The 23,239-nt window shown below is 37.7% G+C and carries 22 protein-coding genes and 1 pseudogene; 19 read left to right on the forward strand and 4 right to left on the reverse strand.

From position 1 onward, the window contains the following. Positions 1–8: 8 nt before the first annotated feature. Positions 9–701, reverse strand: a complete 693-nt coding sequence (locus ACFOOI_RS12880; protein ID WP_379838386.1) for a DsbA family oxidoreductase — start codon at positions 699–701, stop codon at positions 9–11. A 53-nt stretch (positions 702–754) separates the two neighbouring features. Here ACFOOI_RS12880 and ACFOOI_RS12885 point away from each other — a divergent pair, with 53 nt between their 5' ends. The 6 genes and pseudogenes from ACFOOI_RS12885 (at position 755) to guaB (ending at position 7,946) form a co-directional block, all read left to right on the forward strand. Further along, positions 755–2,914, forward strand: coding sequence for a S9 family peptidase (locus ACFOOI_RS12885; RefSeq protein ID WP_379838387.1), 2,160 nt, complete (start codon positions 755–757; stop codon positions 2,912–2,914). Positions 2,915–3,139: 225 nt separating this feature from the next. Beyond that, complete coding sequence (locus ACFOOI_RS12890; RefSeq protein ID WP_379838388.1) at positions 3,140–3,688, forward strand: SPOR domain-containing protein; 549 nt, start codon at positions 3,140–3,142, stop codon at positions 3,686–3,688. Continuing rightward, the gene (gmd, locus tag ACFOOI_RS12895; RefSeq protein WP_379838389.1) at positions 3,685–4,782 is read left to right on the forward strand and encodes a GDP-mannose 4,6-dehydratase; all 1,098 of its coding nucleotides are present in this window, start codon (positions 3,685–3,687) and stop codon (positions 4,780–4,782) included. The genes ACFOOI_RS12890 and gmd overlap by 4 nt, the downstream gene beginning before the upstream one ends. 99 nt (positions 4,783–4,881) lie before the next feature. Beyond that, a complete protein-coding gene (def, locus tag ACFOOI_RS12900; protein ID WP_379838390.1) occupies positions 4,882–5,451 on the forward strand; it encodes a peptide deformylase in 570 nt (189 codons plus the stop codon). Next, positions 5,448–6,227 carry an amidohydrolase gene (locus tag ACFOOI_RS12905; RefSeq protein WP_379838391.1) on the forward strand — a complete coding sequence of 260 codons (780 nt, stop codon included), beginning with the start codon at positions 5,448–5,450 and terminating at the stop codon, positions 6,225–6,227. The genes def and ACFOOI_RS12905 overlap by 4 nt, the downstream gene beginning before the upstream one ends. 250 nt (positions 6,228–6,477) lie before the next feature. Further along, positions 6,478–7,946 (forward strand): annotated as a pseudogene (gene guaB / locus ACFOOI_RS12910) (IMP dehydrogenase). 39 nt (positions 7,947–7,985) lie between these two features. Here the strand turns inward: guaB and ACFOOI_RS12915 are convergent. Then, the gene (locus tag ACFOOI_RS12915) at positions 7,986–9,755 is read right to left on the reverse strand and encodes an acyl-CoA dehydrogenase (protein WP_379838392.1); all 1,770 of its coding nucleotides are present in this window, start codon (positions 9,753–9,755) and stop codon (positions 7,986–7,988) included. Between the two features lie 7 nt (positions 9,756–9,762). Beyond that, on the reverse strand, positions 9,763–10,074 hold the full coding sequence (locus ACFOOI_RS12920) for an SCP2 sterol-binding domain-containing protein (RefSeq protein WP_379838393.1): 312 nt from the start codon (positions 10,072–10,074) through the stop codon (positions 9,763–9,765). 292 nt (positions 10,075–10,366) lie between these two features. On the opposite strand from ACFOOI_RS12920, the gene ACFOOI_RS12925 reads away from it, so the two are divergent. From ACFOOI_RS12925 to ftsZ, 11 genes are all read left to right on the forward strand, one after another. Continuing rightward, the gene (locus ACFOOI_RS12925) at positions 10,367–10,969 is read left to right on the forward strand and encodes an RNA polymerase sigma factor (protein ID WP_379838394.1); all 603 of its coding nucleotides are present in this window, start codon (positions 10,367–10,369) and stop codon (positions 10,967–10,969) included. Further along, positions 10,966–11,145, forward strand: a complete 180-nt coding sequence (locus ACFOOI_RS12930) for a hypothetical protein (protein ID WP_379838395.1) — start codon at positions 10,966–10,968, stop codon at positions 11,143–11,145. The genes ACFOOI_RS12925 and ACFOOI_RS12930 overlap by 4 nt, the downstream gene beginning before the upstream one ends. An 11-nt stretch (positions 11,146–11,156) precedes the next feature. Next, a complete protein-coding gene (locus ACFOOI_RS12935) occupies positions 11,157–11,984 on the forward strand; it encodes a mechanosensitive ion channel family protein (protein WP_379838396.1) in 828 nt (275 codons plus the stop codon). A 35-nt stretch (positions 11,985–12,019) separates the two neighbouring features. After that, positions 12,020–12,937 carry a DUF3078 domain-containing protein gene (locus ACFOOI_RS12940; protein ID WP_379838397.1) on the forward strand — a complete coding sequence of 306 codons (918 nt, stop codon included), beginning with the start codon at positions 12,020–12,022 and terminating at the stop codon, positions 12,935–12,937. 40 nt (positions 12,938–12,977) lie between these two features. Next, complete coding sequence (gene mscL, locus ACFOOI_RS12945; protein ID WP_379838398.1) at positions 12,978–13,379, forward strand: large conductance mechanosensitive channel protein MscL; 402 nt, start codon at positions 12,978–12,980, stop codon at positions 13,377–13,379. Positions 13,380–13,548: 169 nt separating this feature from the next. Further along, complete coding sequence (locus ACFOOI_RS12950; RefSeq protein ID WP_379838399.1) at positions 13,549–14,721, forward strand: FtsW/RodA/SpoVE family cell cycle protein; 1,173 nt, start codon at positions 13,549–13,551, stop codon at positions 14,719–14,721. Beyond that, positions 14,714–15,820 carry an undecaprenyldiphospho-muramoylpentapeptide beta-N-acetylglucosaminyltransferase gene (gene murG / locus ACFOOI_RS12955; RefSeq protein WP_379838400.1) on the forward strand — a complete coding sequence of 369 codons (1,107 nt, stop codon included), beginning with the start codon at positions 14,714–14,716 and terminating at the stop codon, positions 15,818–15,820. The genes ACFOOI_RS12950 and murG overlap by 8 nt, the downstream gene beginning before the upstream one ends. Continuing rightward, a complete protein-coding gene (locus tag ACFOOI_RS12960; RefSeq protein ID WP_379838401.1) occupies positions 15,817–16,593 on the forward strand; it encodes a GNAT family N-acetyltransferase in 777 nt (258 codons plus the stop codon). Before murG ends, ACFOOI_RS12960 begins: the two co-directional genes overlap by 4 nt. 1 nt (position 16,594) lies before the next feature. Then, entirely contained in the window at positions 16,595–17,359 is a 765-nt protein-coding gene (locus ACFOOI_RS12965) for a cell division protein FtsQ/DivIB (protein WP_379838402.1), read from the forward strand. A gap of 80 nt (positions 17,360–17,439) precedes the next feature. Next, positions 17,440–18,831 (forward strand): cell division protein FtsA, encoded by a 1,392-nt coding sequence (gene ftsA / locus ACFOOI_RS12970; RefSeq protein ID WP_379838403.1) that lies wholly within the window; start codon positions 17,440–17,442, stop codon positions 18,829–18,831. A 30-nt stretch (positions 18,832–18,861) separates the two neighbouring features. Continuing rightward, entirely contained in the window at positions 18,862–20,199 is a 1,338-nt protein-coding gene (gene ftsZ, locus ACFOOI_RS12975; protein WP_379838404.1) for a cell division protein FtsZ, read from the forward strand. A 32-nt stretch (positions 20,200–20,231) separates the two neighbouring features. Here ftsZ and idi read toward each other — a convergent pair whose 3' ends face one another. Continuing rightward, positions 20,232–20,753: an isopentenyl-diphosphate Delta-isomerase gene (idi, locus tag ACFOOI_RS12980; protein ID WP_379838405.1), complete on the reverse strand. Its 522-nt coding sequence runs from the start codon at positions 20,751–20,753 to the stop codon at positions 20,232–20,234. A gap of 90 nt (positions 20,754–20,843) precedes the next feature. On the opposite strand from idi, the gene ACFOOI_RS12985 reads away from it, so the two are divergent. Continuing rightward, on the forward strand, positions 20,844–21,671 hold the full coding sequence (locus ACFOOI_RS12985; RefSeq protein WP_379838406.1) for a fumarylacetoacetate hydrolase family protein: 828 nt from the start codon (positions 20,844–20,846) through the stop codon (positions 21,669–21,671). 1 nt (position 21,672) lies between these two features. Continuing rightward, complete coding sequence (locus tag ACFOOI_RS12990; protein WP_379838407.1) at positions 21,673–23,238, forward strand: aldehyde dehydrogenase (NADP(+)); 1,566 nt, start codon at positions 21,673–21,675, stop codon at positions 23,236–23,238. Position 23,239: the final 1 nt, after the last annotated feature.

Here is a 23,239-nt window from a genome sequence, read left to right on the forward strand (position 1 = left end):
ACATATAATTAACACTCCCCCGACTCCACATTGCAGCTATCTCCAGCAGCTATTGGAGTTTCAGCTAGCATTTCCCGCTGAATCTGTCTAAGAGTATCGGCCAATATATGCGGCGGCTGAGCACCACTAACGCCATATTTTTCATTAAATATAAAAAACGGAACACCGCTCACTCCCCTCGACTGATAATATCTGATTTTGTCTTGAACCTCCGTCATAAGAATCTGATTGTCCAAAACCTCATTCACCTTCTCTGCCGACCAGCCAAACTCGGCCATAATTTCTATAATATTTTCACGCTTTGTTAAGTCGGTAGCGTCCTCAAAATACGCCTTAAAAAACCTATGTTTCAGTTCAGCCTTTTTTCCGTCTTTGTCAGCCTCGTGCATAAGCATATGAAGCGGCAAGCTGTTCATCGTCTTATCCATTTTCAAAAAGTCGAATTCTATATTTTCATCTTCTCCAACGCGTTGCATATGTTCAAAAACCTCCAACGCCTTCTCTTCAGAGCCAAACTTTGCCTCATAATACGGCTTCAATTCTCTGCCTTCGGCAGGCACAGTAGGGTCAAGCTGAAAAGGCTGCCATGTAATGTCAACCCCTATTTCGGGCACCATCGCCAAAGCCTTATCTAGCCTTCTGCTTCCTACATAACACCACGGACACGCCACATCAGAAACTACCTCTATTTTTATATTCATTTTAATCACTTAAATTAGTATTCGCTTTAAACTATTTCAAAAACAAACTAGACATGAGAAAAATTCTATTTCTACTCTTACTATGTAATATTTCCTTTGCCCAGCAATCGAAAATTACGGTAACTGACCTCACCAAAATAAAAACCGTAGAGTCCTTTAGTGCCTCAGCCGACGGTCAAAAAGTGGTTTATACCCTCAAAACCATAGAACCCACACCCGGCAAAACCTTCGAATACGACTACCTGACGCACACCTATTTGCTTAATATGCAGTCACCTACACAGGCACTTGCACTTACCCGAGGCTCAGAAAGTGCCTCGCAAGCCGTAATTTCGCCAGACGGCAGCATGGTGGCCTTTGTCAGAAAAGCAGATGACAAATCACAAATATTCATTATGCCAGTTGCAGGAGGCGAAGCATGGCAACTTACCTCTCACAAATACGGAGCCTCGTCGCCCCAATTTAGCCCAGACGGCAAACGCATACTGTTTAGCTCAAGCATTGGTTTTTCAGAACTATTGACAGACAGTATCTTAAATCCAAGCCAAAGCACCCCCGCATGGTCATTCGAAAAGCCGGGTTTCAAGACAAATGATTTTCTAAAAGAAGATAAAAAAATAAAAGCCAATCCAGACGGTAGTATAGAAGAAATAAGAGCCTTTTTGGCTAAAGATGTAATTGACAAAAAAGCCAAAGTAATAAACCGCCTAAACTTTCAGGGCGAAGCAACCGTAGAGCCCGACATGAAGTTTAGCCATATCTTTGAAATCGAAATAAAAGAAAACGCCAAACCGAAAGCAATAACCACCGGATTTAAATCATTCAACGGAGCAGTTTATAACACCAACGGAACAGAGTTATACGCACTCACAGACAAAGACGCAGACCAACACCCCGACCGCGAACAAGAGACCGCGGTAGTAAACATCAACCTAAAAAGTGGAACACAAAAAGTAATACTTGCACAAGAAGGCAAAAGCTTTGGCAGGGTAAGACTGTCGCCAAATGGCACCCAAATAGCCATGGTAATGACCACGCCAAATCTGCTCTCATTTGGGCAACTTGTGTTAGTAAATGCCAATGGCTCCAACTTAAAAACCGTTAATTTCGACAGAGTACCCAATAATTTAGAATGGGCAAAAGACAGCAAAAGCATACTCTTAACCGCAAATTCTAACGGAGGAGTACCGCTCTTTAAATATGATTTGGTTAAAGACAAAGTTGAAAAACTAAGCGACTATGTATCTGGAATTTCAAATTTTGAGATTTTAGGATTGGATAAAATCATATACAGTAAAAATGATGTGTCAAACCCAAATGAAATTTACATTTCAGACTTAGCGATTAAAAATTCGCAGAAAATATCTGACCTAAACACAGGATGGCTAAAAGACAAATTACTGAGTTATCCAGAAAAAAGAACGTATAAAAACAAAATAGGGCAAGAGGTAGACCTGTGGATAATGAAACCTACCGTTTTAGAAAATGGCAAAAAATATCCCTTGTTACTACAAATGCACGGTGGCCCAACTGCCATGTGGGGACCAGGCGAGGCATCGATGTGGCACGAGTTACAATATTTTTGTGCACAAGGATTCGGCGTAGTTTATCCCAATCAGCGTGGCTCAGGTGGCTATGGTAAAGAATTTCAGTTTTCTAACTATCAAGACTGGGGCTATGGCCCACAAGAAGACGCACTGGGTGCTTGTGACATCGCAGCCAAAGAGGCATGGGCGGACACCTCAAAACTCGTAATAACAGGAGGCTCATATGCAGGTTACCTTACGGCTTGGATTGTGAGCCAAGACCACAGATTTAAGGCGGCTTTTGCCCAAAGAGGCGTATATGACCTAAGTACGTTTATGGGCGAAGGCAACGCCTGGAGACTCACGCCAAATTACTTTGGATTACCTTGGGAACCTGAAGCTTCAACCAAAATAAGAGAAAATTCGCCTTTCACTCATGTAGATAAAATAAAAACCCCTTTACTGATAAAACATGGCGAAAATGACCTCCGAACAGGGGTTATACAATCAGAAATGATGTTTAAAAGCTTAAAGTATCTAAACAAAGAAGTAGAGTATGTCAGAATGCCGGGTGCTACTCATGAATTATCAAGAGCGGGAAATGTAAGACAACGAATGGATAGAATTTTAAGAATTTATGAGTTTTTCGACCGTTTTGTAGGAAATAACAGCCAAATAACCAAGTAATTGACGTAAGCAATTTGTAATTTCGAAATATTTCATTAAACTTGCATTCAAATAAAGTGTATTAAAGCATCACCCTCGAAAGAGGTGATTTATCATAGGTTAAAGTATTTTCGTCTTAGAAAGGCATTTGGGTATCCCGAATGTCTTTTATTTTTTTCAATAGCTACTAATTTTTTATAATAGACATTATTGTTAATTTTGTCATTCTAAACAATCAATATTTTGATGATCAGGCCACTCACAGTACTATTTGTATGCTTAGCTTTAGTAGGATGCTCAAAGGGCATATCGCTATCGAAATCATCTAAAAACACAGAAAGAATAACCGAGTACTCTGAAGACCTTTCTATGTTTAGGCCTAAGTACCCCATAGAAGCAATCGAAAAAACAGCCCCTACAAAACCCACTGAGGCTGTTGAGCCAGTATCTAAAAAAGACGTAAAAGTTAAAAGCGACACCGAAGCAATCGACAAAATCCTTGCTAATGTTTCAATTGCCAATAAAGATAAAACAGAAGGCAGCGGCTACCGAATACAGCTTTTTAGCGGAAACAGCCGAGAAGAGTTTGAAAACGCCAAAGGGTATATCATGCGTTATTTTCCTGAATTAGAAATTTACGAGTCATATAGCCAACCCACCTATCGTGTCAAAATTGGAGATTTTTTGAGCAGACCCGATGCCGATAAATATTACAGTAGTTTAAAGCCAAAATTTGGAGCTTGTAGAATAGTAGCAGATAAAATTAACATCAAAAAAGCAATAGAGAATAAATGAAAAAAGCACTCATAACTGGAGTTACGGGACAAGACGGAGCCTATTTAGCAGAACTTTTACTTCAAAAAGGATATGAAGTTCACGGAATCAAAAGAAGAGCTTCGCTTTTCAACACAGACCGTATCGATCACCTTTACAAAGATCTCCACGAAAAAAATGTGAAATTTATACTTCACTATGGAGACTTGAGTGACTCTACCAATATTATCAGAATTATTCAGGAAGTTCAACCTGACGAAATATATAATTTAGGGGCCATGTCTCACGTAAAAGTGAGTTTTGACGAACCCGAATACACAGCAAACGTAGACGGAATAGGAACACTCAGAATTTTAGAAGCAGTTAGACTTTTAGGTTTAACCAAAAAAACTAGAATTTATCAAGCTTCTACATCTGAACTTTACGGCTTAGTTCAAGAAGTTCCTCAGTCAGAAACTACTCCATTTTATCCAAGATCACCATATGCAGTTGCCAAACTTTACGGATACTGGATCACGGTAAACTACAGAGAAGCATACGACATGTACGCATGTAATGGTATACTTTTCAACCACGAATCACCCCTTAGAGGAGAGACATTTGTTACTAGAAAAATCACTAGAGCGGTTTCACAAATAGCTCTTGGTCAAGAAGATTGCCTTTACTTGGGTAACCTAAGTGCCAAAAGAGACTGGGGACATGCCAAAGATTACGTAGAAGCCATGTGGCTAATACTTCAGCAAGATGTGGCCGAAGATTACGTAATCGCTACAGGAATCACCACTACAGTAAGAGATTTCGTGAAACTTGCATTTGCAGAAGTAGGCATAACGCTAGAGTTTAAAGGCGAAGAAGAAAACGAAGAGGCGTTTGTAGCTTCATGCTCAATTCCTGAATATCAACTTCCAATAGGCAAAAAAGTACTAATGGTAGACCCGCAATACTATAGACCAACCGAAGTTGAGCTTCTAATAGGTGACCCTACAAAGTCGAAAACTAAACTTGGCTGGGTTCCTAAATATGACCTTAAAGCGTTGGTTGAAGAAATGGTAGCTGCAGATTTGAACATTTTCAAAAATCAATCTGGAGTAAATAAAGCAGGCTTGCCTATTTAATTTTAACAGAGCAAAAACTTAGTTTACTTAAATTTTGTTGAGAAAACATAAAGGTTAGATGATGAAACATCTAACCTCTTTTTAATTAAAAAAATAACGATGATTTATCCGATTGTAGCATACGGAGCCCCTGTACTTAGAAAAGTATGTATCGATTTTCCTGAAGGTTTTGATGTAAAAAAACTTTCGGAAGACATGTTTGAAACCATGTATGCCGCTTCAGGTGTAGGTTTAGCCGGCCCTCAAATTGGCATTCAATATAGAATTTTTGTGGTGGATGGCCAGCCAATTAATAATGGAGCAGAATCAGATGATGAGATAGATCCAAGTTTAGTTGACTTCAAAAAAACGTTTATCAACGCTAAAATAATAGAAGAAACTGGCGAAAAGTGGCCTTACGAAGAAGGTTGCTTGAGTATCCCTGGTATCAGAGCGGATGTTTACAGAAAAGACACCGTTAAAATCAAATACTTTGATGTGGACATGGTGGAACATACAGAAACCTACACAGGTATGGCCGCTAGAATCATACAGCACGAATATGACCACATTGAGGGTGTTCTATTCACAGATTATTTGGCTCCGCTAAAAAAACAAATGTTAAAAAAGAGACTTACTAATATTCAAAAAGGAATAGTAGACGCAGACTATAGAATGAAATTTGCATGATAGAACCACTAAAAATTAGCTTTATACAAACGGACCTATATTGGGAAAGTGCAGAAGCTAATTTGGCAAATTTCGAAGAAAAAATATCGCAGATAGACAGCCAGCCCGACTTAATCATTTTACCCGAGATGTTTAATTCGGGCTTTTCTATGTCTTATTCGGAGCCATTAAACTTTACTACACACAAGTGGCTCAAACAAATAAGCAAAAGACACAATGCATCAGTTATGGGCAGTTTGGCAATTACAGAAGAAGGCAAGAAATATAACAGGGCTATTTGTGTAAACGCCGACTTGACCGAAAGTCAGTATGATAAAAAACACCTTTTTAGTTTAGGAGAAGAAACCAAATCTTTTACAGCTGGCAATACACCCACAATCTTAAACATAAAAAACTGGCGAATAAAACCATTAATCTGTTACGACCTTAGATTTCCAGTTTGGAGCAGAAACTCACGTCCTTATTATGATGTATTAATCTATATTGCCTCGTGGCCAGCTACAAGAGCAGATGCATGGAAAACCTTACTCAAAGCACGAGCCATAGAAAATCAATGTTATGTTGTTGGTGTAAATCGTATTGGATCAGATGGAAATAACCTAACCTATTTAGGCGACTCCATGGTCATCAGTTTTACAGGCGAAATTCTGACTGATGCTGCTTCACAAGATGACCAATTTTCTATTTCTTTAGAAAAAGAGCCATTAGATGCGTTCAGAAAAAGATATCCTTTTTTAGAAAATGACGATAATTTTCAAATTTCTGATTCTCAATAACTTCATTTCTGTTCTTTAAATAAAAAAGAAACTAGCTAAAACTACTCAATACTTTTTCCCTAAAAACACAAAAAGTAGTTTTAAAGCGTCCTCAATCTTCAATTATAACAAAACCATTTTACACTTGGATTCTTCCTGCCAATTTCTTTTTTTTTTATCAAAAAGAAAGAAATTTAAAATGAGTAAAATAAAAATTCAATTATTTGTTGTAGCTTTGCTTGGCAAATAATAAAACTGAATTATTTGCCATATGTTAGACTCATCTAAGCTTCTTTTCGAAGCACTTACCTACGACGACGTACTACTAGTACCTGCTTATTCTGAGGTTCTTCCAAAAAATACGAGCACAAAAACCAAACTTACAAAAAACTTAAGTCTCAACATTCCATTGGTGTCTGCAGCTATGGATACCGTGACAGAATTTGAAATGGCTATCGCCCTTGCTCAAGAAGGTGGAATAGGAATAATCCACAAAAACATGAGCATAGAAGAGCAAGCAGACCAAGTAAGAAGGGTAAAACGCTCTGAAAGCGGAATGATTATAGACCCAATTACACTAAATGAAAATGCAGTGGTGGGCGACGCACTCAGAATCATGCAGGAGTTTAAAGTGGGCGGAATTCCGGTTATCAATGAAGAAAACACATTGAAAGGGATTGTGACCAATAGAGACCTAAGGTTTCAAACAAACATGACCAAGCCTATCACCGAAATAATGACGATAGACAAACTCATAACTGCCAAAGTGGGCATTAGCCTAGAAGAAGCAGAAGAGATTCTGAAAGAATACAAAATAGAAAAACTTCCAATTATTAATGCCGACCACAAACTAGCTGGCTTAATAACATACAAAGACATTCTAAAGAAAAAAATAAACCATTTGCAGCCAAAGACAGCTTAGGTAGACTGATAGTAGGTGCAGCACTTGGCGTAACTGCCGATATAGAAAAACGCGTAGAAGCCCTTGTGAAAGCAGGAGTTGACGTAGTTAGCATTGACACAGCCCACGGACACTCAAAAGGCGTAATAGACGCACTTAGAAACATCAAATCAAAATTTCCTACGCTAGAAGTTATCTGTGGCAATATAGCTACTGGCGAAGCCGCTCTAGCACTAGCAGAAGCAGGAGCCGATGCTGTTAAAGTTGGTGTTGGCCCTGGAAGTATTTGCACAACCCGAATTATCGCGGGTATCGGAATGCCACAGTTATCAGCAGTCTATCTTTGTGCAAAAGCACTAGAAGGAACTGGCATACCGGTTATAGCAGATGGCGGAATTCGTTTCTCTGGAGATATAGTTAAAGCTATAGCTGGCGGAGCAAGCACCGTAATGATGGGCTCACTTTTAGCAGGAACCGAAGAGGCTCCAGGCGAAATCGTGATTTTCGAAGGAAGAAAGTTTAAGTCGTATAGAGGAATGGGATCTGTGGAAGCCATGGAAGACGGCTCTAAAGACAGATATTTCCAAGATGCCACTGACGATGTCAAAAAACTGGTACCAGAAGGCATAGTAGGTAGAGTACCTTATAAAGGCCAAGCCATAGAAATACTATACCAAATGACTGGGGGAATAAAAGCCGGAATGGGTTACTGTGGTGCTGCAAGCATAGAAGACCTACAGAAAGCAAAATTTGTAAAAATAACATCTTCGGGAATCAGAGAGTCACACCCACACGATGTGCAGATTACCAAAGAAGCACCGAATTATTCGACAAGATGATAAAACAAAAAAACCCACTTTCGGTGGGTTTTTTTATGCTTAAAATATCTCTTCTTCCGTAGCTAAAGTGATTACTTCTTCATCTAATAATCTTTTGTGAAGTACATCCGTTTTAATGAGTTCGTAATGATAAAAATATTTTAAGGTTTGAAGTTCTGAGTTTCCAAAGTTTGCATCGCTAGCAACGTGTGCTTCTGCTACTAAACCTATTTCTAACCACTGCCAAGCAATAATTACCAAGCCAAAAAGCTCCAAGTAAAGTGTAGCGTCAGACAAAAACTTTTCTACATCACCTGTTTCTGCTATTTCTAGTAGGTGATTTGTGGTTTTATTCATTTTTTTCAATTCTCCAGCCAATATCCCAGCGTACTTAGCTAATGCTGATGAACTTTGAGCTTTTGTAATGGTATCAATAATTTCACCTGAAAGCAAAGCCATGGCTTCGCCTTGGTTCATAATAATTTTTCTTCCTAAAAGATCCTGAGCCTGAATACCCGTAGTACCTTCATATATTGGCGTAATTCTAATATCTCTATAATACTGCTCTGCTCTAAAATCTTCGGTGAAACCATAGCCCCCAAAACATTGAAGTGCATCGCTTGTAACTCTCAGCCCAGACTCACACGGATAAGTTTTAGTAATGGGCGTTAAAAGTTCCAAAAGCAAATGATACTTCTTTTTGTCGACCTCATTTTCAGCATGATGAGCTAAATCATAATATTTTGAGGTCAATATCAATAATGACAAACCACCTTCTAAAGCTGCTTTTTGAGCAAACAACATACGCCTTACATCTGCGTGCTCTATGATGGGCACCTGTGGCGAATCCAACTCATTTTTCTTGTTAAGCCTTCTACTTTGTGGCCTTTCTTTGGCATATTGTAAAGCAGCATGATAAGCCGCTGAAGAAATAGCAGCACCCGTGGTTCCTACACCTATCCGAGCTTCATTCATCATTTGAAACATATAGCTAAGGCCCTTATTTGGAACACCAACCAAATAGCCCAAACAGTTATCGCCAAACTCCAAATGCATAGCAGGAACACCCCTTTGGCCTAGTTTATGATAAATACCTACATTGGTAATATCATTTTTTGTGCCGTCTTCTAAAAACTTCGGAACCACAAAAAGCGAAATACCCTTGGTACCAAGTGGGGCACCTTTTATACGAGCAATAACCAAATGAACCACATTCTCACATGCATCATGATCACCACACGAAATGAAAATTTTCTGCCCCTTAATTTTATAATTGCCCGCCTCGGTCAATTCGGCTGAACTCGTAATATCAGAAAGCGAAGAACCAGCCTGAGGCTCAGTTAAACACATAGTTCCTTGCCATTTTCCATTTAGCATCGGTGCTATATATTGCTTTTTTAATTCATCATTTCCAAAACTAGCGATAAGCCTAGCAGCACCACTCGTCAAGCCCGTATACATCATTCCATTGTTAGCAGCCATCAATATAAAGCCCGCCATGTTATTGATCGTAAACGGAAGTTGTGCACCGCCATCTTCATAAGAAAAGTCAGCTCCAATAATCCCAGCCTCGCCAACCTCCTTCAGGTACTTTTTCAAAATTGGATGTACTGTAACTACACCATCCACTAACTCCGGCTGGTTTTTATCAATTTCTTTTAAATACGGAAACATTAGCTTTTCTGCTATCTCATTAGCAGTATCTAAAACCATATCGAAAGTTTCTTTGCTATGGTCCGAAAAATATGGCAAGTCAGCTAGTTTTTCACTTTCATGTACATCGTAGAGCAGAAAATCGAGTGTTTTTTTATCAAAAAATTTCTCTTGCATAACCAATTTACATTAAGCCTAAAATCTTGGCATATTTCATCATAGCAGCGGGGTTTGAGATTTTCAATTTCCCCATCATCATGGCCATCATTGGGTTTGTATCTCCTTTTATTATCGCCAATAAATCCTCTGCTTTGGCTGTAATATTTACCTCTGCGTCTGGTGCTTCCTCGCCTTGATTTACTGTAATTTTATTGTCTTTAACTTGAAGCGAAACCTTTTCTCCTTTTAAGTCAAAGTTGATTTTAGTATCAATTCCTTCTAAATCTTCTGGTTTAACTTTTGATGATAAATTGTCAAAATAATCTTGTAATGTCATTATTCAGGTTGTTTTTTTGTAAATAAAAATATTATGCTTGCATACCAATATATGTTCAAATATAAGTAATCAAATAAAAGAAAACGAAACGAATTGTGATAAATTCTCAGATTTCGCTTGTGTTAAATTAACATTAATGGCTAGAATAGTACCAACAAATATTTAACCAAATGAAAACCTTTTAAAAAAAACACTTAATTTTGGAAAATTAGAGGGTTTTCAACCCCAATTAGCCATCAAATCAAAAAAACATCCTCCAAAAAGTTACTTATCACTATAATAATGGTCTAATTTGAAAAATTCTAAACTTAAAGACTTAAAAGACGAAGAAATAGTTTCACTATATGTAGAGACTCAGCAAAACGTATATTTTGAGGAAATCTATCGTAGATATGCCGACAAAGTATACAGAAAGTGCTATTCATTTGTTTACAGCCAACAAAAAGCAGAAGATTTCACACACGATATTTTCTTAAAGCTTATTGTTAAAATTGGTACTTTTAAAGAAAACTCGAAATTTTCCACCTGGCTTTATTCCATCACTTACAACTTTTGTATGGATCAAATCAGGGTGAACAAAAAAATGGCGGAGACTAGCTTTGACGATTCCTTTGATATGGTAGAAGAAGAGGAAGACCTTGAGTTTGCTTCTATGAAATCTAAAGGATTAAAAAGAAGTTTAGAACAAATACCAAGTGATGAAAAAGCTCTTTTGCTGATGAAGTATCAAGATGACTTTAGCATAAAAGAGATTTCTGAGACCCTAAAAATATCTGAAAGTGCAGTAAAAATGAGACTACTAAGAAGTAAAGACAAGCTCAAAAAACTATACTTAGAGAACTTTGCGATTTTTGGTCTAATAGTTTTAAAAATAATTTTATTCTGGAAAAAATGACAGGTTTTGATGAAATAGACGACAGCGACTTTAAAGCTCCCGAGGCACTTAAAGATATGTTAGTGTCTGAAATAGACGTAATAAGAGACACTATGACATTTGTAAATATGTTTTTAGGAGAACCATTTATGGTCTGTCTAAAATCCTTACAAGAACTTGAACAAAAAAACTCATAAAAAACACTATAATGCAAAAACTACCTAACTTAAAGGAAATCCTAGTCGACACCTTTGCTAAACTTATCGAGCAGTTTAGTACTTTTTTCTCAAACTTTATTAGTGCTATTGTAATACTCATCATTGGCTGGATAGTGGCCAAAGTGGCGTCGGTGGTGGTAAAGAATATTTTATCGAAAGTGGGAATTGACAAAATTGGCGATAAAATAAAAGAAATAGAGGCTATTAAAAAATTCAACTTAGACTTTAAGTTGAGCAACATAATCGGAACCATAATTTACATTTTCATCATGCTATTTTTGTCAGTTTCGGCGGCTGACAAACTAGGTGTTCCGGCTATTTCAAACATGTTTCTTTTGTTAGTTAATTTTATACCTAAAGTTATTGTGGCATCCATAATGACCTTGTTGGGACTATTTCTTTCTGACCTTGCAAGAAACTTTGTGGTAGGGCTTTGTAAGTCATTTAACATTGCCTCCGGCAAATTAATAGGCATGGGTGTTTTCTTTTTTCTACTATTTATTACCGTAATATTGGCACTAGGCCAAGCTGGCATAAACACAGCTTTATTGGAATCGAGCTTTAACATCATCATAGCAGGAATGGTTTTGGCTTTCTCAATAGGTTATGGTTTTGCTTCAAAAGAAATTCTTTTAAACATAATCAGCTCAATGTATTCAAAGAAAAAGTACGAAGAAGGCCAAGACATTGAGATAGCAGGAGTAAGAGGAAAAATCTTAAAAATGGACAATACGAGCATTATTTTAGAAACTGAAGACAGCCAAACTGTATTCCCTCTAAAAGTTCTTCAAAGCGAAAAAGTGACCATATTTAAATAACTAAGTCTCAAAAACATTAAATCAAACAATTCAAAATGAAAAAACAATTTTTACTTTTATCTATATTAATGATAATATCAGGTGTAGCTTTTAGTCAAAAACCTGAAATGTTAAACAAGGCAGACTCACTTAAGTATGGCTGGTGGGACAGAACTACTCAACTTGGCGTAAACCTTAGTGGTTCGGCATTCTCTCAAAACTGGCAAGGCGGTGGTGTAAATAACATGGTCTTAGGCGGTATATTTGCAAACAAAGCAGATTATACAAAAGGCAAAGGTGTTTGGTCAAATGACATTCAACTTCAATTAGGAACCATCACTAACTATTCTAAAGACAACCCGAAAGAAACAAGAAAAAACATTGACCGTTTGTTTTTAGAAACCAAATATTCAAGAAGTATAAATCCAAAACTAAACTGGTTTGCAAGTGCTAACTTCCTTTCTCAGTTCGTAAAAGGATATGACTACAGCGACACAAAGCGTCCTGTTATTTCAAACCTTTTTGCACCTGCATTTCTATCAGAGGGCATTGGTCTTGAGTGGAAACCGGTTAAGCACTTTTATCTTGGACTTGGTGGTGCTACTATCAGACAAACTATCGTTTCAAATAAAACAGTAGAAAACTCAACTTACTATGCAGGTCAAGAAAAAATATATGGTGTAGAAAGAGGCAAGTCAGTTAGATTAGAAGGCGGATTTCAACTTGTGGCGGCATATGACAAAAACATAACAGACCGTGTAAACTTAAAGTGGAGATGGCAAACATTCACTCCTTACACTTTAAAAACTTTTGACCACAACATAAATGCAATAATTACTTTAAAAGTAAATAAATATATAAACGTAAACGGATCACTAATCGGAATTTATGACTGGGATCAAACAGGGCCAAAAGGACTTAAACCTTGGCAGTTAAACGGAGGAGCAAATCTTGGATTTACCCTTCAACTATAATCGAACCATATTTTCTAAACTATAATAAACAATCAAAATCATGTTAAAAGAATTCAAAAATTTTATAATGACAGGCAATGTCATTGATCTTGCAGTTGCAGTAATTTTAGGTGCTGCTCTTAATGGCGTAATAGGTTCATTTGTAAATGACATCGCAATGCCGTTTGTAGGCCACTTTACTGGAGGTGCAGATTTCTCATCTTTAAAATTCGTACTAAGCGAAGCAGTAATAGCAGCTGATGGAACTATAACTACTCCAGAGAATGCTATCGCTTACGGTTCATGGATCAACGCTATCATTAACTTGGTGATGGTTGGCTTAGTATTGTTTATTATTGTAAAAGGATATAACAAAACTAAAAAGCCAGCAGAAGCTCCAGCACCAGCGGGACCATCAGAAATAGATTTACTTACTGAAATAAGAGACGCTCTTAAAAAGTAATCTAAAGCTCTAAAAAATTCAAAAAGGGGAAAACGCGACTGTTTTCCCCTTTTTCATTTCTGTGGATTTATAAATTAGAATGTTTGCTAATTTTTTTAGAATAAATAATATATTTTTGTTTACTCGAGCTGACGCTCTTTACGTGCTTATAAAAATATAATTAACTGTAATGATCCCTTTTAAACTCAGGTCTCACCTAAAAGGTGATAGACACATTTGGGCTATTTTGTTAGCTTTATCAATCATTAGTATCTTTGTTGTTTACAGCTCCATTAGTGCTTTGGCCTATAGAAAAACTGGTGGTAACACAGAGTTTTATCTACTAAAGCATGGCTTTTTTATTATTTTTGGCCTTTTTGTAACATTTGTGATTCACAAATTAGACTTCACCCAATACTCTGGCATTGCACACGTGTTCCTGTGGTTCACTCCTATATTGATACTTTACACCCTAATTTTTGGTATAAGTGTTGGGGGTGCCCGTAGGTGGGTTTCAGTTTTGGGTTTCTCTTTCCAAACCTCAGATTTTGTTCGACTAGTACTAATCACTAACCTTTCGGCAATGCTTGCCCGAAGGCAACATATAGAGTATAAAGTAAGCGACCTTTGGACCATGATAATCTGGTGTGGTGTAACCATAGGTTTGCTCTCTATCTCAAGTTTTTCAACTTCCGTAATCCTGGGCATAACATGCTTCCTCATTATGTGGATAGGTCGAGTTCCTAGCAAATACCTTTGGAAAATGGTATTGGTTTTATTTGGAGGCTTAACTCTCGTATTGGCATTGGGCTTAATTGTAAAAAGAGCTACTGGCACTGAGTTAGGGAGAGTACAGACCGTAATAGATAGAACCGAAGTATTCATTAACAGCGATATGGATGGCGATGGTTTAGTTGGTGGTGAAACAGGAAGCTCAAGTGACCAAAAAGATTTTGCACTAATAGCCATTGCTCACGGTGGTTTCTTGGGCGTTGGCCCAGGCAATAGTGCACAAAAAAACGTTTTGCCAGATGCGTTCTCTGATTTTATTTTTTCAATCATAATCGAAGAATACGGCATCTTGGGAGCTATGGTAGTAATGGGCCTTTATATCTGGTTATTATATAGAGGCGTTAAAAACGTTGACAATACCCATAGAGCATTTGGAGGTTTATTGACAATCGGACTTACACTTAGCATTGTGCTTCAAGCATTTGCACACATGTTTATTAACGTAGGATTGGGACCCGTTACAGGCCAAACCTTACCTATGATTAGTATGGGAGGAACCTCCGCATTATTTACATCGGTAGCCATTGGAATAGTTTTGAGCGTTTCTAAAAATACAAGTCCAAATGAATAAGAACTTAAAAGTAATAGTATCTGGTGGTGGCACTGGCGGGCATATATTTCCGGCAGTAGCAATAGCAAAAGAAATAAAAAGCCAATTTCCAAACGCCGAAATACTTTTTGTGGGTGCTTTAGGCAAAATGGAAATGGAAAAAGTACCGAAGGAAGGTTTCGAAATAGTAGGCTTACCAATAGCAGGTTTCAATAGATCAAACCTATTGGCCAACATTGGTTTTCCAGTAAAATTATTCAAAAGCCTAATAAAAGCATATAAAGTGGTTAAGGGCTTTAAGCCCGATATCGCCATCGGAGTAGGTGGTTTTGCGAGTGGCCCCACCTTATTTATGGCAAACTTAACAGGTGTAAAAACGCTGATTCAAGAGCAAAACTCATATGCTGGAGTTACCAACAAATGGCTTTCAAAAAAAGCTTCCAAAATATGTGTAGCCTACCCAGAAATGGAGCGTTTCTTTCCAAAAGACAAACTGATTTTTACAGGAAACCCAATCAGAAAGGATATTTTAAACGGAAACTTGTCGAAAGAAAAAAGTAGAACCTCATTTGGATTAGAAAAAGACCGCAAAACGCTTTTGATAATAGGTGGAAGTTTGGGAGCATTGAGTATAAACAAAGCAATAAGCAAAAACCTACAAAAACTATTAAATGAAGATATTCAAATAATATGGCAAACAGGCAAAACCTATATAGATACGGCTAAAGAAGCCGTAGGGGCAGTCCATACTACAAGAGTATATGTAAGTGATTTTATTTACGAAATGGACAAAGCATACGCAGCCTCAGATTTCGTAATTTCTAGAGCAGGGGCATTGTCAGTTTCAGAGCTATCAGTAGTAGCAAAACCCGCCATATTGGTACCTTTCCCTTTTGCAGCGGAAGATCACCAAACAAAAAACGCTGAAAGTTTATCAAAAAATAACGCTGCTATACTCATAAAAGACAGCGAGATATCTGATAAAGTAGAGGAAATAATCCATTCATTTTCAAATAATGAGGGCTTACTTCAAGAATTGTCGGAAAATATTAAGAAATTTGCAAAACCCAATGCAGCTCAGGAAATAGTAGCCGCAGTAAAAAACATCATCAAAAAATGAAGATTTTCTGCTCAGAAAATAACGTAGACTACGGCTCATACACGTTTAGCTACGCCTTATATGCACTCAAAGAATCTCAGGAAGATTTGACAGAACTTTATCAAAAAGGGTTCCTGCCATACACCGGAAATTTGAGCCTTGAGCAAGAGGTCTATTATTTTGCAAGAAGCCTTCGTGTAAATCTAGAGAATTTTGAAGACACCTCGGAAAACCGAAGAGTGAGCCGATTGGTTGAGCCTCTAAATATCAAATTGGAGGTTATTAAAAAGGAGGACTTCGACTTAGAAAACCCAAAATTCAAAGATTTTTGCTCCAACTATATCAATGAAAGAATTGGGGAAGATAACATGAGTATCGAACGCTGGGACTATATTTTAAAACAAGAAACAGGCACGCACATATTTAGGTTTTTTACCGAAGAAAAAGAGTTTGGTTATGTCTTGGCAGCCATGAATGACACCTTGGTGCATTATTGGTTTGCTTTTTTTGATACCGAATATATGCGATCACACTCATTGGGCAAGTGGATGATGTGGAGCGTGATACGATGGAGCAAAGAAAACAATAAAAAATATACGTATCTCGGTACTGCATATAAGCCTGCGGCTTTGTATAAAATCAGAGACCACAAAGCACTGGAGTTTTGGGACGGCAACGGCTGGAACTCAAACGCCAAAATATTGAAAGAATGGTGCCAAACAGATTTAGACCCAAAGTCTCAAGACCGATTTAAATCAGAAGAAAATCCGAATTTATTTTTAAAAAATCTCTAATATGAAATTTCCAAAAATAAAAAAATCGATTGGCTACGGGGTTTTAGGCCTCGTGGGTGTGCTTGGAGTAATTTTGATTATTTCGGCTACACAAAAAAACTCATCTAAAAGATGTAAAGGCTTGCAAATAAATATCGCAAATAACACTGAGCAATATTTAGTAACCAAAGACGATATTGAAAAAACAATAACGCGGTTTGGAAACGAGCCAGTTGAGGGCAAAATAATAGAAAACATTGATCTTTCTAAAATAGAAAAAAGAGTATTGGAAAGTGGCTATGCAAAAAAATGCGAAGCTTACACCAACCTCCAAGGACAACTGGTGGTAGACATAGAGCCATATAAGCCTATTGCCAGGGTTTTAGACGGATATAATCACGAAGATTATTACCTCGATGAAGACGGAGAGTTTTTCCCAACGTCCAAGCATTTTAGTCAAACAGTGATGATACTTAATGGTGATTTTTTTAGAAAAACTAAGAACCTAAAGTCAGAAAAAAACAAAGAGCTTTTGGAGTTCATAAAATATTTGACCGAAGACGAGTTTTGGGAAGCACAGATAACCCAAGTAAACATAAACGCAAACAGAGAGATAAATTTGATTCCGCTTTTAGGCCAACAAATCATAGAATTTGGAAAAGTAAATAAATATCAATCCAAGCTAAATAAACTTATGGTGTTCTATGAAAAAATTCTCCCAGAAAAAGAATGGAGTCAGTTTTCTAAAATAAGTTTAAAATATGACAGTCAAATTGTGTGTAATTGAGTGATTTTAAATAAGTTTGTATTTATTTTTCAAAAGTATAACAAGTAAAATTTAGACCTTTTTTTTATATTAAATCTAACATGGAAGAAGAAAATTTGGTAGTAGGTTTAGACATTGGCACATCTAAAATTTGTGCCGTTGCAGGTTTTATGCAGTCTGACGGAGCTATCAAGGTAAGCGGATTTGTGGAGAGACCGGTTTCGCCAAAAGACGAAGTATTGAACCGAGGTGAGATAGAAAATGCTCAAAGAACCATCGAAATTATTGATGAGGTCTTGGAAGAACTCGCCGAAAATCTAAAAATAAACCTTGAAACAGTTAACATAAATATCTCAAATCCAGATATTAAAGGAATTCAGCATAAAGGTAAAGTTACCAAGTCAGGAGAAAATAAACAGATACACCAAGTAGATGTAGATAAACTACTAGATGATGTAAAAGTTACTTACAAATCGAACCCAGGAAACCTCGTGCTTCACTGTATGCCGCAGGATTTTTATGTAAATGACGTAAAAGCCGGAGAGAAAGTAGTGGGTAAGTTTGGTGTTCAAATCGGTGGAGATTTTTATTTCCTTTCCACTAAAACCGAAAGTATAGAAAACCTGTACTATACCATCAAAAATGTAAAAGCCAAGACAGAGGACCCAAATGCAAACCCTATCCAGATTGAGCATGTATTGCTTAGTTCAGTAGCTGATGCCATGTCTTTGCTCGATAGCTCAATCGATGATAAACGAAACGGTGTGGCTCTTGTAAACATTGGTGCCGAAATGACCGAAATTAGCATTTATCAAAAAAGTGGCCTAAGGTATTACAAATCAATGCCTATTGGTGGCCATGCTATTACAAATGACCTTCGCGAAGCATTTAATATAAGTTTTGAAGACGCCGAAATATTGAAAAAAGTATGTGGCAATATTCCTTCAAAAAGCATTTCTGAAAACGAGATTGCGGTAATCGAAAGAAAAGAAGGCTTAGCCCCTATTGAGATTATCATGAAAAATGCCTCTTTAGTAGTAGAATGGCGTTTGAAAGAGATTGCGGCTATTATCAAAAGCGAAATAATACGATCAGGCTATGACAACACACTGACCAATGGCATAATATTAACTGGAGGCACGTCTTCTATGGCGATTATCAAAGATATATTCATTCATGTTTGTAAAACTAAAGGTATTCGTAAAGCCAAAATCAACTCTAAAATCAACTTCAATGGCTTTGAGTTTATCAATAAACCTAAGTATTCTACGGTTTTAGGGTTGCTGATGCCAAGTTATATCAATTTTGACTCAAGATTAGATAATAGAATATTGAAACATGCTCCTTTGGTAGAGTCAAAACAAGAGACTTCCACTCCTCAATCGGGCGGCAAACCAAAATCAGTAAAAACTGAAAAATCATCGAAAGGCTCATTATTTGACAGAATGAAGAAGTTTATTACCGATGACAATATGGATGACGATTATTCTTGATAGTGCTTAACCTTTTATAAAAATTTACCCATGATTTTAGAATCAAACTACGACCTTGATTTAAAAGCCAACTTACCCAAAATCATTAAAGTGATAGGTGTGGGTGGTGGTGGCGGAAACGCCATGCTTAACATGTATCACCAAGGGGTGCACGATGTAAACTTTGTAGCGTGTAATACAGATGCACAAGCAATAAAGCAATTTCCTGATGACGTAATTAAAATTCAGCTTGGAGCCGAACTTACCAAAGGGCTTGGAGCCGGAACAGACTGGAAAGTTGGAAAACAAGCTGCCATAGAAAGTGAAAAATCGATAAATGATATATTAGCCGACCCTACCGAAATGGTTTTTATCACGGCCGGAATGGGTGGTGGTACAGGAACAGGAGCGGCTCCCGAAATAGCACGATACGCCAAAGCAAAAGGCAGACTAACCATCGGAGTTGTTACGGATCCATTTAGACACGAAGGTTTAGACAAATTTGAACAAGCCTCAAACGGTATAGCCAAACTAAAAGAATACTGTGATACAGTTTTGGTTATTAAAAACGACCGTCTGGTAGAAATGTATGGCGACTTAGACATTGAGTCTGCTTACAAAAAGGCCGATGAGGTATTGGCCAATGCCGTAAAAAGTATAGCAGAACTAATCACAAGGCCGGGTATTGTAAACCTCGACTTTGCAGATGTGAAAACCGTATTAGGAGACGCAGGTCATGCAGTAATGGGATCTGCAGAAGCAAGTGGTCCAGACAGGGCTTCTATAGCTATCGAAGCGGCACTTAACTCGCCTTTGCTAGAAAACAATAACATTAAAGGAGCTAAACGTATCTTGGTTTCGATTGCTTATTCGGATGAATTACCCGAATATAAAATCAAGATGTCTGACCAGGCCAAGGTTACTGATTTTGTAGAAAGTCAAATAAAATCAAGAGCCAAAATATTCAAACATGGTTTTGCGATTGACAGAACTTTGAAAGACAAGGTAAGGGTAACTATAGTAGCTGCTAGGTTTGACGATGATTTTGAAAACGAAGTAGAAACTACCAGAGAAATAGAACCTGAGCCTCCAAAGATTATTCCAATGGGTAAAGGAATAGATGCTGTTATTCCTGAAAAAACGGCAAGGAGTATTCCGGCTGCTCCCGTAAATCAGATTGGTCTGTTTGAGCAAGAAGACAAATTTGCTATCGCCATGAAAGAGCTAACAAAAAATGGTTTTGAACATGAGAGATTTAGCAACGAACCATCCTATAAAAAATACGGCGTGAAACTCATAGATTTTGATTCACTTGAAGAAGACTCGATTGATAGAATTAGTTTAAAAGATCTTTTTAAAGAATTAAAAAATCAAGAATTAATAGATTAAAACAAAAAAAACCGAGCGACACTCGGTTTTTTTTATACTAAATTTTCAACTTCTTCTCGTTTCAGTATCTCTTTAAACCAAACCGTATATTTTTCAGGGCTGATAGTAACATCGTGTAAGACCGTCTCCATATCAACCCATTTGTAATCGGCTACCTCATCAGGGTTTACTTTAAAATCACCTTCGAACTCGCCTACATACACATGATCTATCTCGTTTTCGGTAAGGCCATTCTCAAAATCAGCTTTGTAATGAAATTTAAACGAATAATTTAATTCGCATCCAAAACCCATTTCTTCTATCAACCTTCTAATCACCGCAGCTTGCATCTCTTCACCCTCATTTGGATGACCACAACAAGTGTTTGTCCAAAGGCCACCCGAATGATATTTGTGTAAAGCCCGTTGATGGATTAGAAGCTCGCGTTTTTTGTTAAACACCAAAATAGAAAAAGCACGGTGGAGTTGCCCAAGTTTATGAACCTCGAGCTTTTCGCCGTGACCAATTATTTCGTCTTGACTGTTTACAATTGGAATATATATAGGATTTTGCATAATTTTCTCTAGAGTAATGGAATAACACAACAAAGCAGATAAGTGTTTCGAGGCTTATGTTTTTTTACTAAATTGCCAAAAATTCAACCAATGAAAATATACAATACAAGTAAGGGCATTTACATCGAAAATGACAATAAATTTTTCATTTTCAAAGACTTAGGTTTTGATGAGGTAATAAATCAACCAAATTTATTTACTTATCTCAAAAATGCAATAATTAGAAGTACCGAAAGTCAAGAATTTGACAAAAGTAGCATTAAAGCTCCTATAGTTTCCCAAGAGATATGGGCTTCAGGTGTAACTTATTTAAGAAGCAAAACCGCCAGAATGGAAGAATCAAAAGATTCAGGAGGTGGAGATTTTTATGATAGAGTGTATGATGCTCCAAGACCCGAGCTGTTTTTTAAAGCCACTGCAGCCAGAACCGTTGGCCCAAATGAGAACATAAAAATCAGAAAAGACTCCAAATGGAATGTACCTGAGCCAGAACTTACACTTTTCATTAACTCTTCAGGTCAAATAGCGGGTTATACAGTCGGAAATGACGTAAGCTCACGAGACATAGAGGGCGAAAACCCCCTTTATCTGCCACAAGCAAAATCTTACGATAAAAGTGCGGCTATTGGCCCTTGTATTTTGGTTTTAGAAGCACCTATTTCAAAAGAAACCAATATTAAATTAGAAATACTCAGAAACCACGAAGTTGTTTTTAGCCAAGAAATAAAGCTAAATCAAATGAAAAGAGAATTACCAGAACTAGTGGAATATCTGACAAGAGAATGCACTTTCCCTGCAGGTGTATTTTTGATGACAGGCACCGGCATTGTACCTCCTGATGATTTTACATTAAGCTCTGGCGACCAAGTAAACATAGACATAGAAAACATAGGAACTTTAACTAACATAGTAGAATAAAATGACACAGATATCAGGAAAAAACATAATAGGTTTTGGTACTTCTTCTGAAGGCACAGTAGGTATTCAAGCAATAAATCCCGCCTCAGGCGAACCTATCGGACCACTCTTTTTTAAAGCTACACTTTCAGAATTAGACTTAGCCGTTAGAAAAGCCACCGAAGCATTTAAAAGCTATAGACTAAAATCAGGAAAAGAAAAAGCTGCTTTTTTGGAAGCAATCGCCGAAGAAATAGAGGCACTTGGAGATACACTTACACAAAGATATATAGACGAAAGCGGTTTACCCAAAGGAAGAGCAGAAGGTGAGCGTGGCAGAACCGTAGGTCAACTTAGGCTTTTTGCAAGTATGCTTAAAGACGGCACTTGGGTAAATGCCACCATAGATACTGCTCAGCCCGAAAGGCAACCCGCACCTAAACCAGACCTTAGGTCTATGGAGCGTCCGATTGGCCCCGTTGGAGTTTTCGGAGCAAGTAATTTCCCTTTGGCGTTTTCAGTTGCTGGTGGAGACACCGCTTCTGCCCTTGCGGCTGGTTGTCCGGTGGTTTTTAAAGGTCACCCCTCGCACCTTGGCACCTCCGAACTAATTGGCCAAGCCATAATCAAAGCAGCCCAACGTACCGAAATGCCAGATGGCGTTTTCTCTTTGGTATTTGACGATACAGTTGAGATTGGCCAGGCTTTAGTAAAACATCCCATGATTAAAGCTATCGGCTTTACGGGTTCGTTTAAAGGAGGAAAGGCAATATTTGATACTGCTAATGCAAGACCGGAGCCCATTCCTGTTTATGCCGAAATGGGAAGTATAAATCCTGTATTTGTTTTACCAAAAACTTTAGCAGAAAAAGGACAAACCATAGCCCAAAATTATATCAATTCCGTAACCTTGGGAGTTGGACAGTTTTGCACCAATCCTGGTTTATTGATTTTCGAAAAAGATGCGGCTTTTGTAGACGAACTCACCGAAAAATCGAAAGAAGCAACGGGCGGCATAATGCTAAACAAAAGCATTCAAACGGTTTATCATAAAGGCATCGAAGATTTTCAAAAATACGCTAAAGTAATAGGTGTAGGCAAAAAACCAGAAGGTTTCACTGCCGCCGAACCAATCATTTTACATGCCGACTACCAGACATTTAAGTCAAACGATATACTAAAAGAAGAGGTATTCGGACCCTCAAGCTTATTGGTGGAAGGCCAGTCACGTGAAGAAATATTAGAGGCCGCGTATAATTTAGATGGGCATTTAACAGCATCTGTATTTGGTACAGAAGCCGAACTACATGAATATGCTGACCTTTTAGAAATATTAGAACAAAAAGTAGGTCGATTGATAATAAACGCTTTTCCAACTGGAGTAGAGGTTTCACACGCTATGATTCACGGTGGGCCGTTTCCGGCAACTACCGACAGCAGAAGCACCTCGGTAGGTACCCAAGCAATCACCCGATTTACCAGACCTGTTTGTTTCCAAGACATGCCAGACTCGCTATTGCCAGCTGAACTAAAAACCAGCAATCCGCTATCTATTTGGAGAAAAATTAACGGAGAACTCAGCAAATAAA

The sequence above is a fragment of the Lacihabitans lacunae genome, assembly GCF_042649125.1.
In the GTDB taxonomy this organism is placed as follows: Bacteria; Bacteroidota; Bacteroidia; order Cytophagales; family Spirosomataceae; genus Leadbetterella; species Leadbetterella lacunae.

Bases quoted from the DNA above. Each gene is read 5' to 3' on its own strand.
- ACFOOI_RS12905 (WP_379838391.1), top strand. From the start codon at position 5,448: ATGATAGAACCACTAAAAATTAGCTTTATACAAACGGACCTATATTGG.
- ACFOOI_RS12985 (WP_379838406.1), top strand. From the start codon at position 20,844: ATGAAAATATACAATACAAGTAAGGGCATTTACATCGAAAATGACAAT.
- ACFOOI_RS12940 (WP_379838397.1), top strand. From the start codon at position 12,020: ATGAAAAAACAATTTTTACTTTTATCTATATTAATGATAATATCAGGT.
- ftsA (WP_379838403.1), top strand. From the start codon at position 17,440: ATGGAAGAAGAAAATTTGGTAGTAGGTTTAGACATTGGCACATCTAAA.
- def (WP_379838390.1), top strand. From the start codon at position 4,882: ATGATTTATCCGATTGTAGCATACGGAGCCCCTGTACTTAGAAAAGTA.
- ACFOOI_RS12885 (WP_379838387.1), top strand. From the start codon at position 755: ATGAGAAAAATTCTATTTCTACTCTTACTATGTAATATTTCCTTTGCC.
- idi (WP_379838405.1), bottom strand. From the start codon at position 20,753: ATGCAAAATCCTATATATATTCCAATTGTAAACAGTCAAGACGAAATA.
- ACFOOI_RS12880 (WP_379838386.1), bottom strand. From the start codon at position 701: ATGAATATAAAAATAGAGGTAGTTTCTGATGTGGCGTGTCCGTGGTGT.
- mscL (WP_379838398.1), top strand. From the start codon at position 12,978: ATGTTAAAAGAATTCAAAAATTTTATAATGACAGGCAATGTCATTGAT.
- ACFOOI_RS12930 (WP_379838395.1), top strand. From the start codon at position 10,966: ATGACAGGTTTTGATGAAATAGACGACAGCGACTTTAAAGCTCCCGAG.
- ACFOOI_RS12890 (WP_379838388.1), top strand. From the start codon at position 3,140: ATGATCAGGCCACTCACAGTACTATTTGTATGCTTAGCTTTAGTAGGA.
- ACFOOI_RS12990 (WP_379838407.1), top strand. From the start codon at position 21,673: ATGACACAGATATCAGGAAAAAACATAATAGGTTTTGGTACTTCTTCT.
- murG (WP_379838400.1), top strand. From the start codon at position 14,714: ATGAATAAGAACTTAAAAGTAATAGTATCTGGTGGTGGCACTGGCGGG.
- ACFOOI_RS12950 (WP_379838399.1), top strand. From the start codon at position 13,549: ATGATCCCTTTTAAACTCAGGTCTCACCTAAAAGGTGATAGACACATT.
- ACFOOI_RS12915 (WP_379838392.1), bottom strand. From the start codon at position 9,755: ATGCAAGAGAAATTTTTTGATAAAAAAACACTCGATTTTCTGCTCTAC.
- ACFOOI_RS12960 (WP_379838401.1), top strand. From the start codon at position 15,817: ATGAAGATTTTCTGCTCAGAAAATAACGTAGACTACGGCTCATACACG.
- ACFOOI_RS12935 (WP_379838396.1), top strand. From the start codon at position 11,157: ATGCAAAAACTACCTAACTTAAAGGAAATCCTAGTCGACACCTTTGCT.
- ACFOOI_RS12920 (WP_379838393.1), bottom strand. From the start codon at position 10,074: ATGACATTACAAGATTATTTTGACAATTTATCATCAAAAGTTAAACCA.
- ftsZ (WP_379838404.1), top strand. From the start codon at position 18,862: ATGATTTTAGAATCAAACTACGACCTTGATTTAAAAGCCAACTTACCC.
- ACFOOI_RS12965 (WP_379838402.1), top strand. From the start codon at position 16,595: ATGAAATTTCCAAAAATAAAAAAATCGATTGGCTACGGGGTTTTAGGC.
- gmd (WP_379838389.1), top strand. From the start codon at position 3,685: ATGAAAAAAGCACTCATAACTGGAGTTACGGGACAAGACGGAGCCTAT.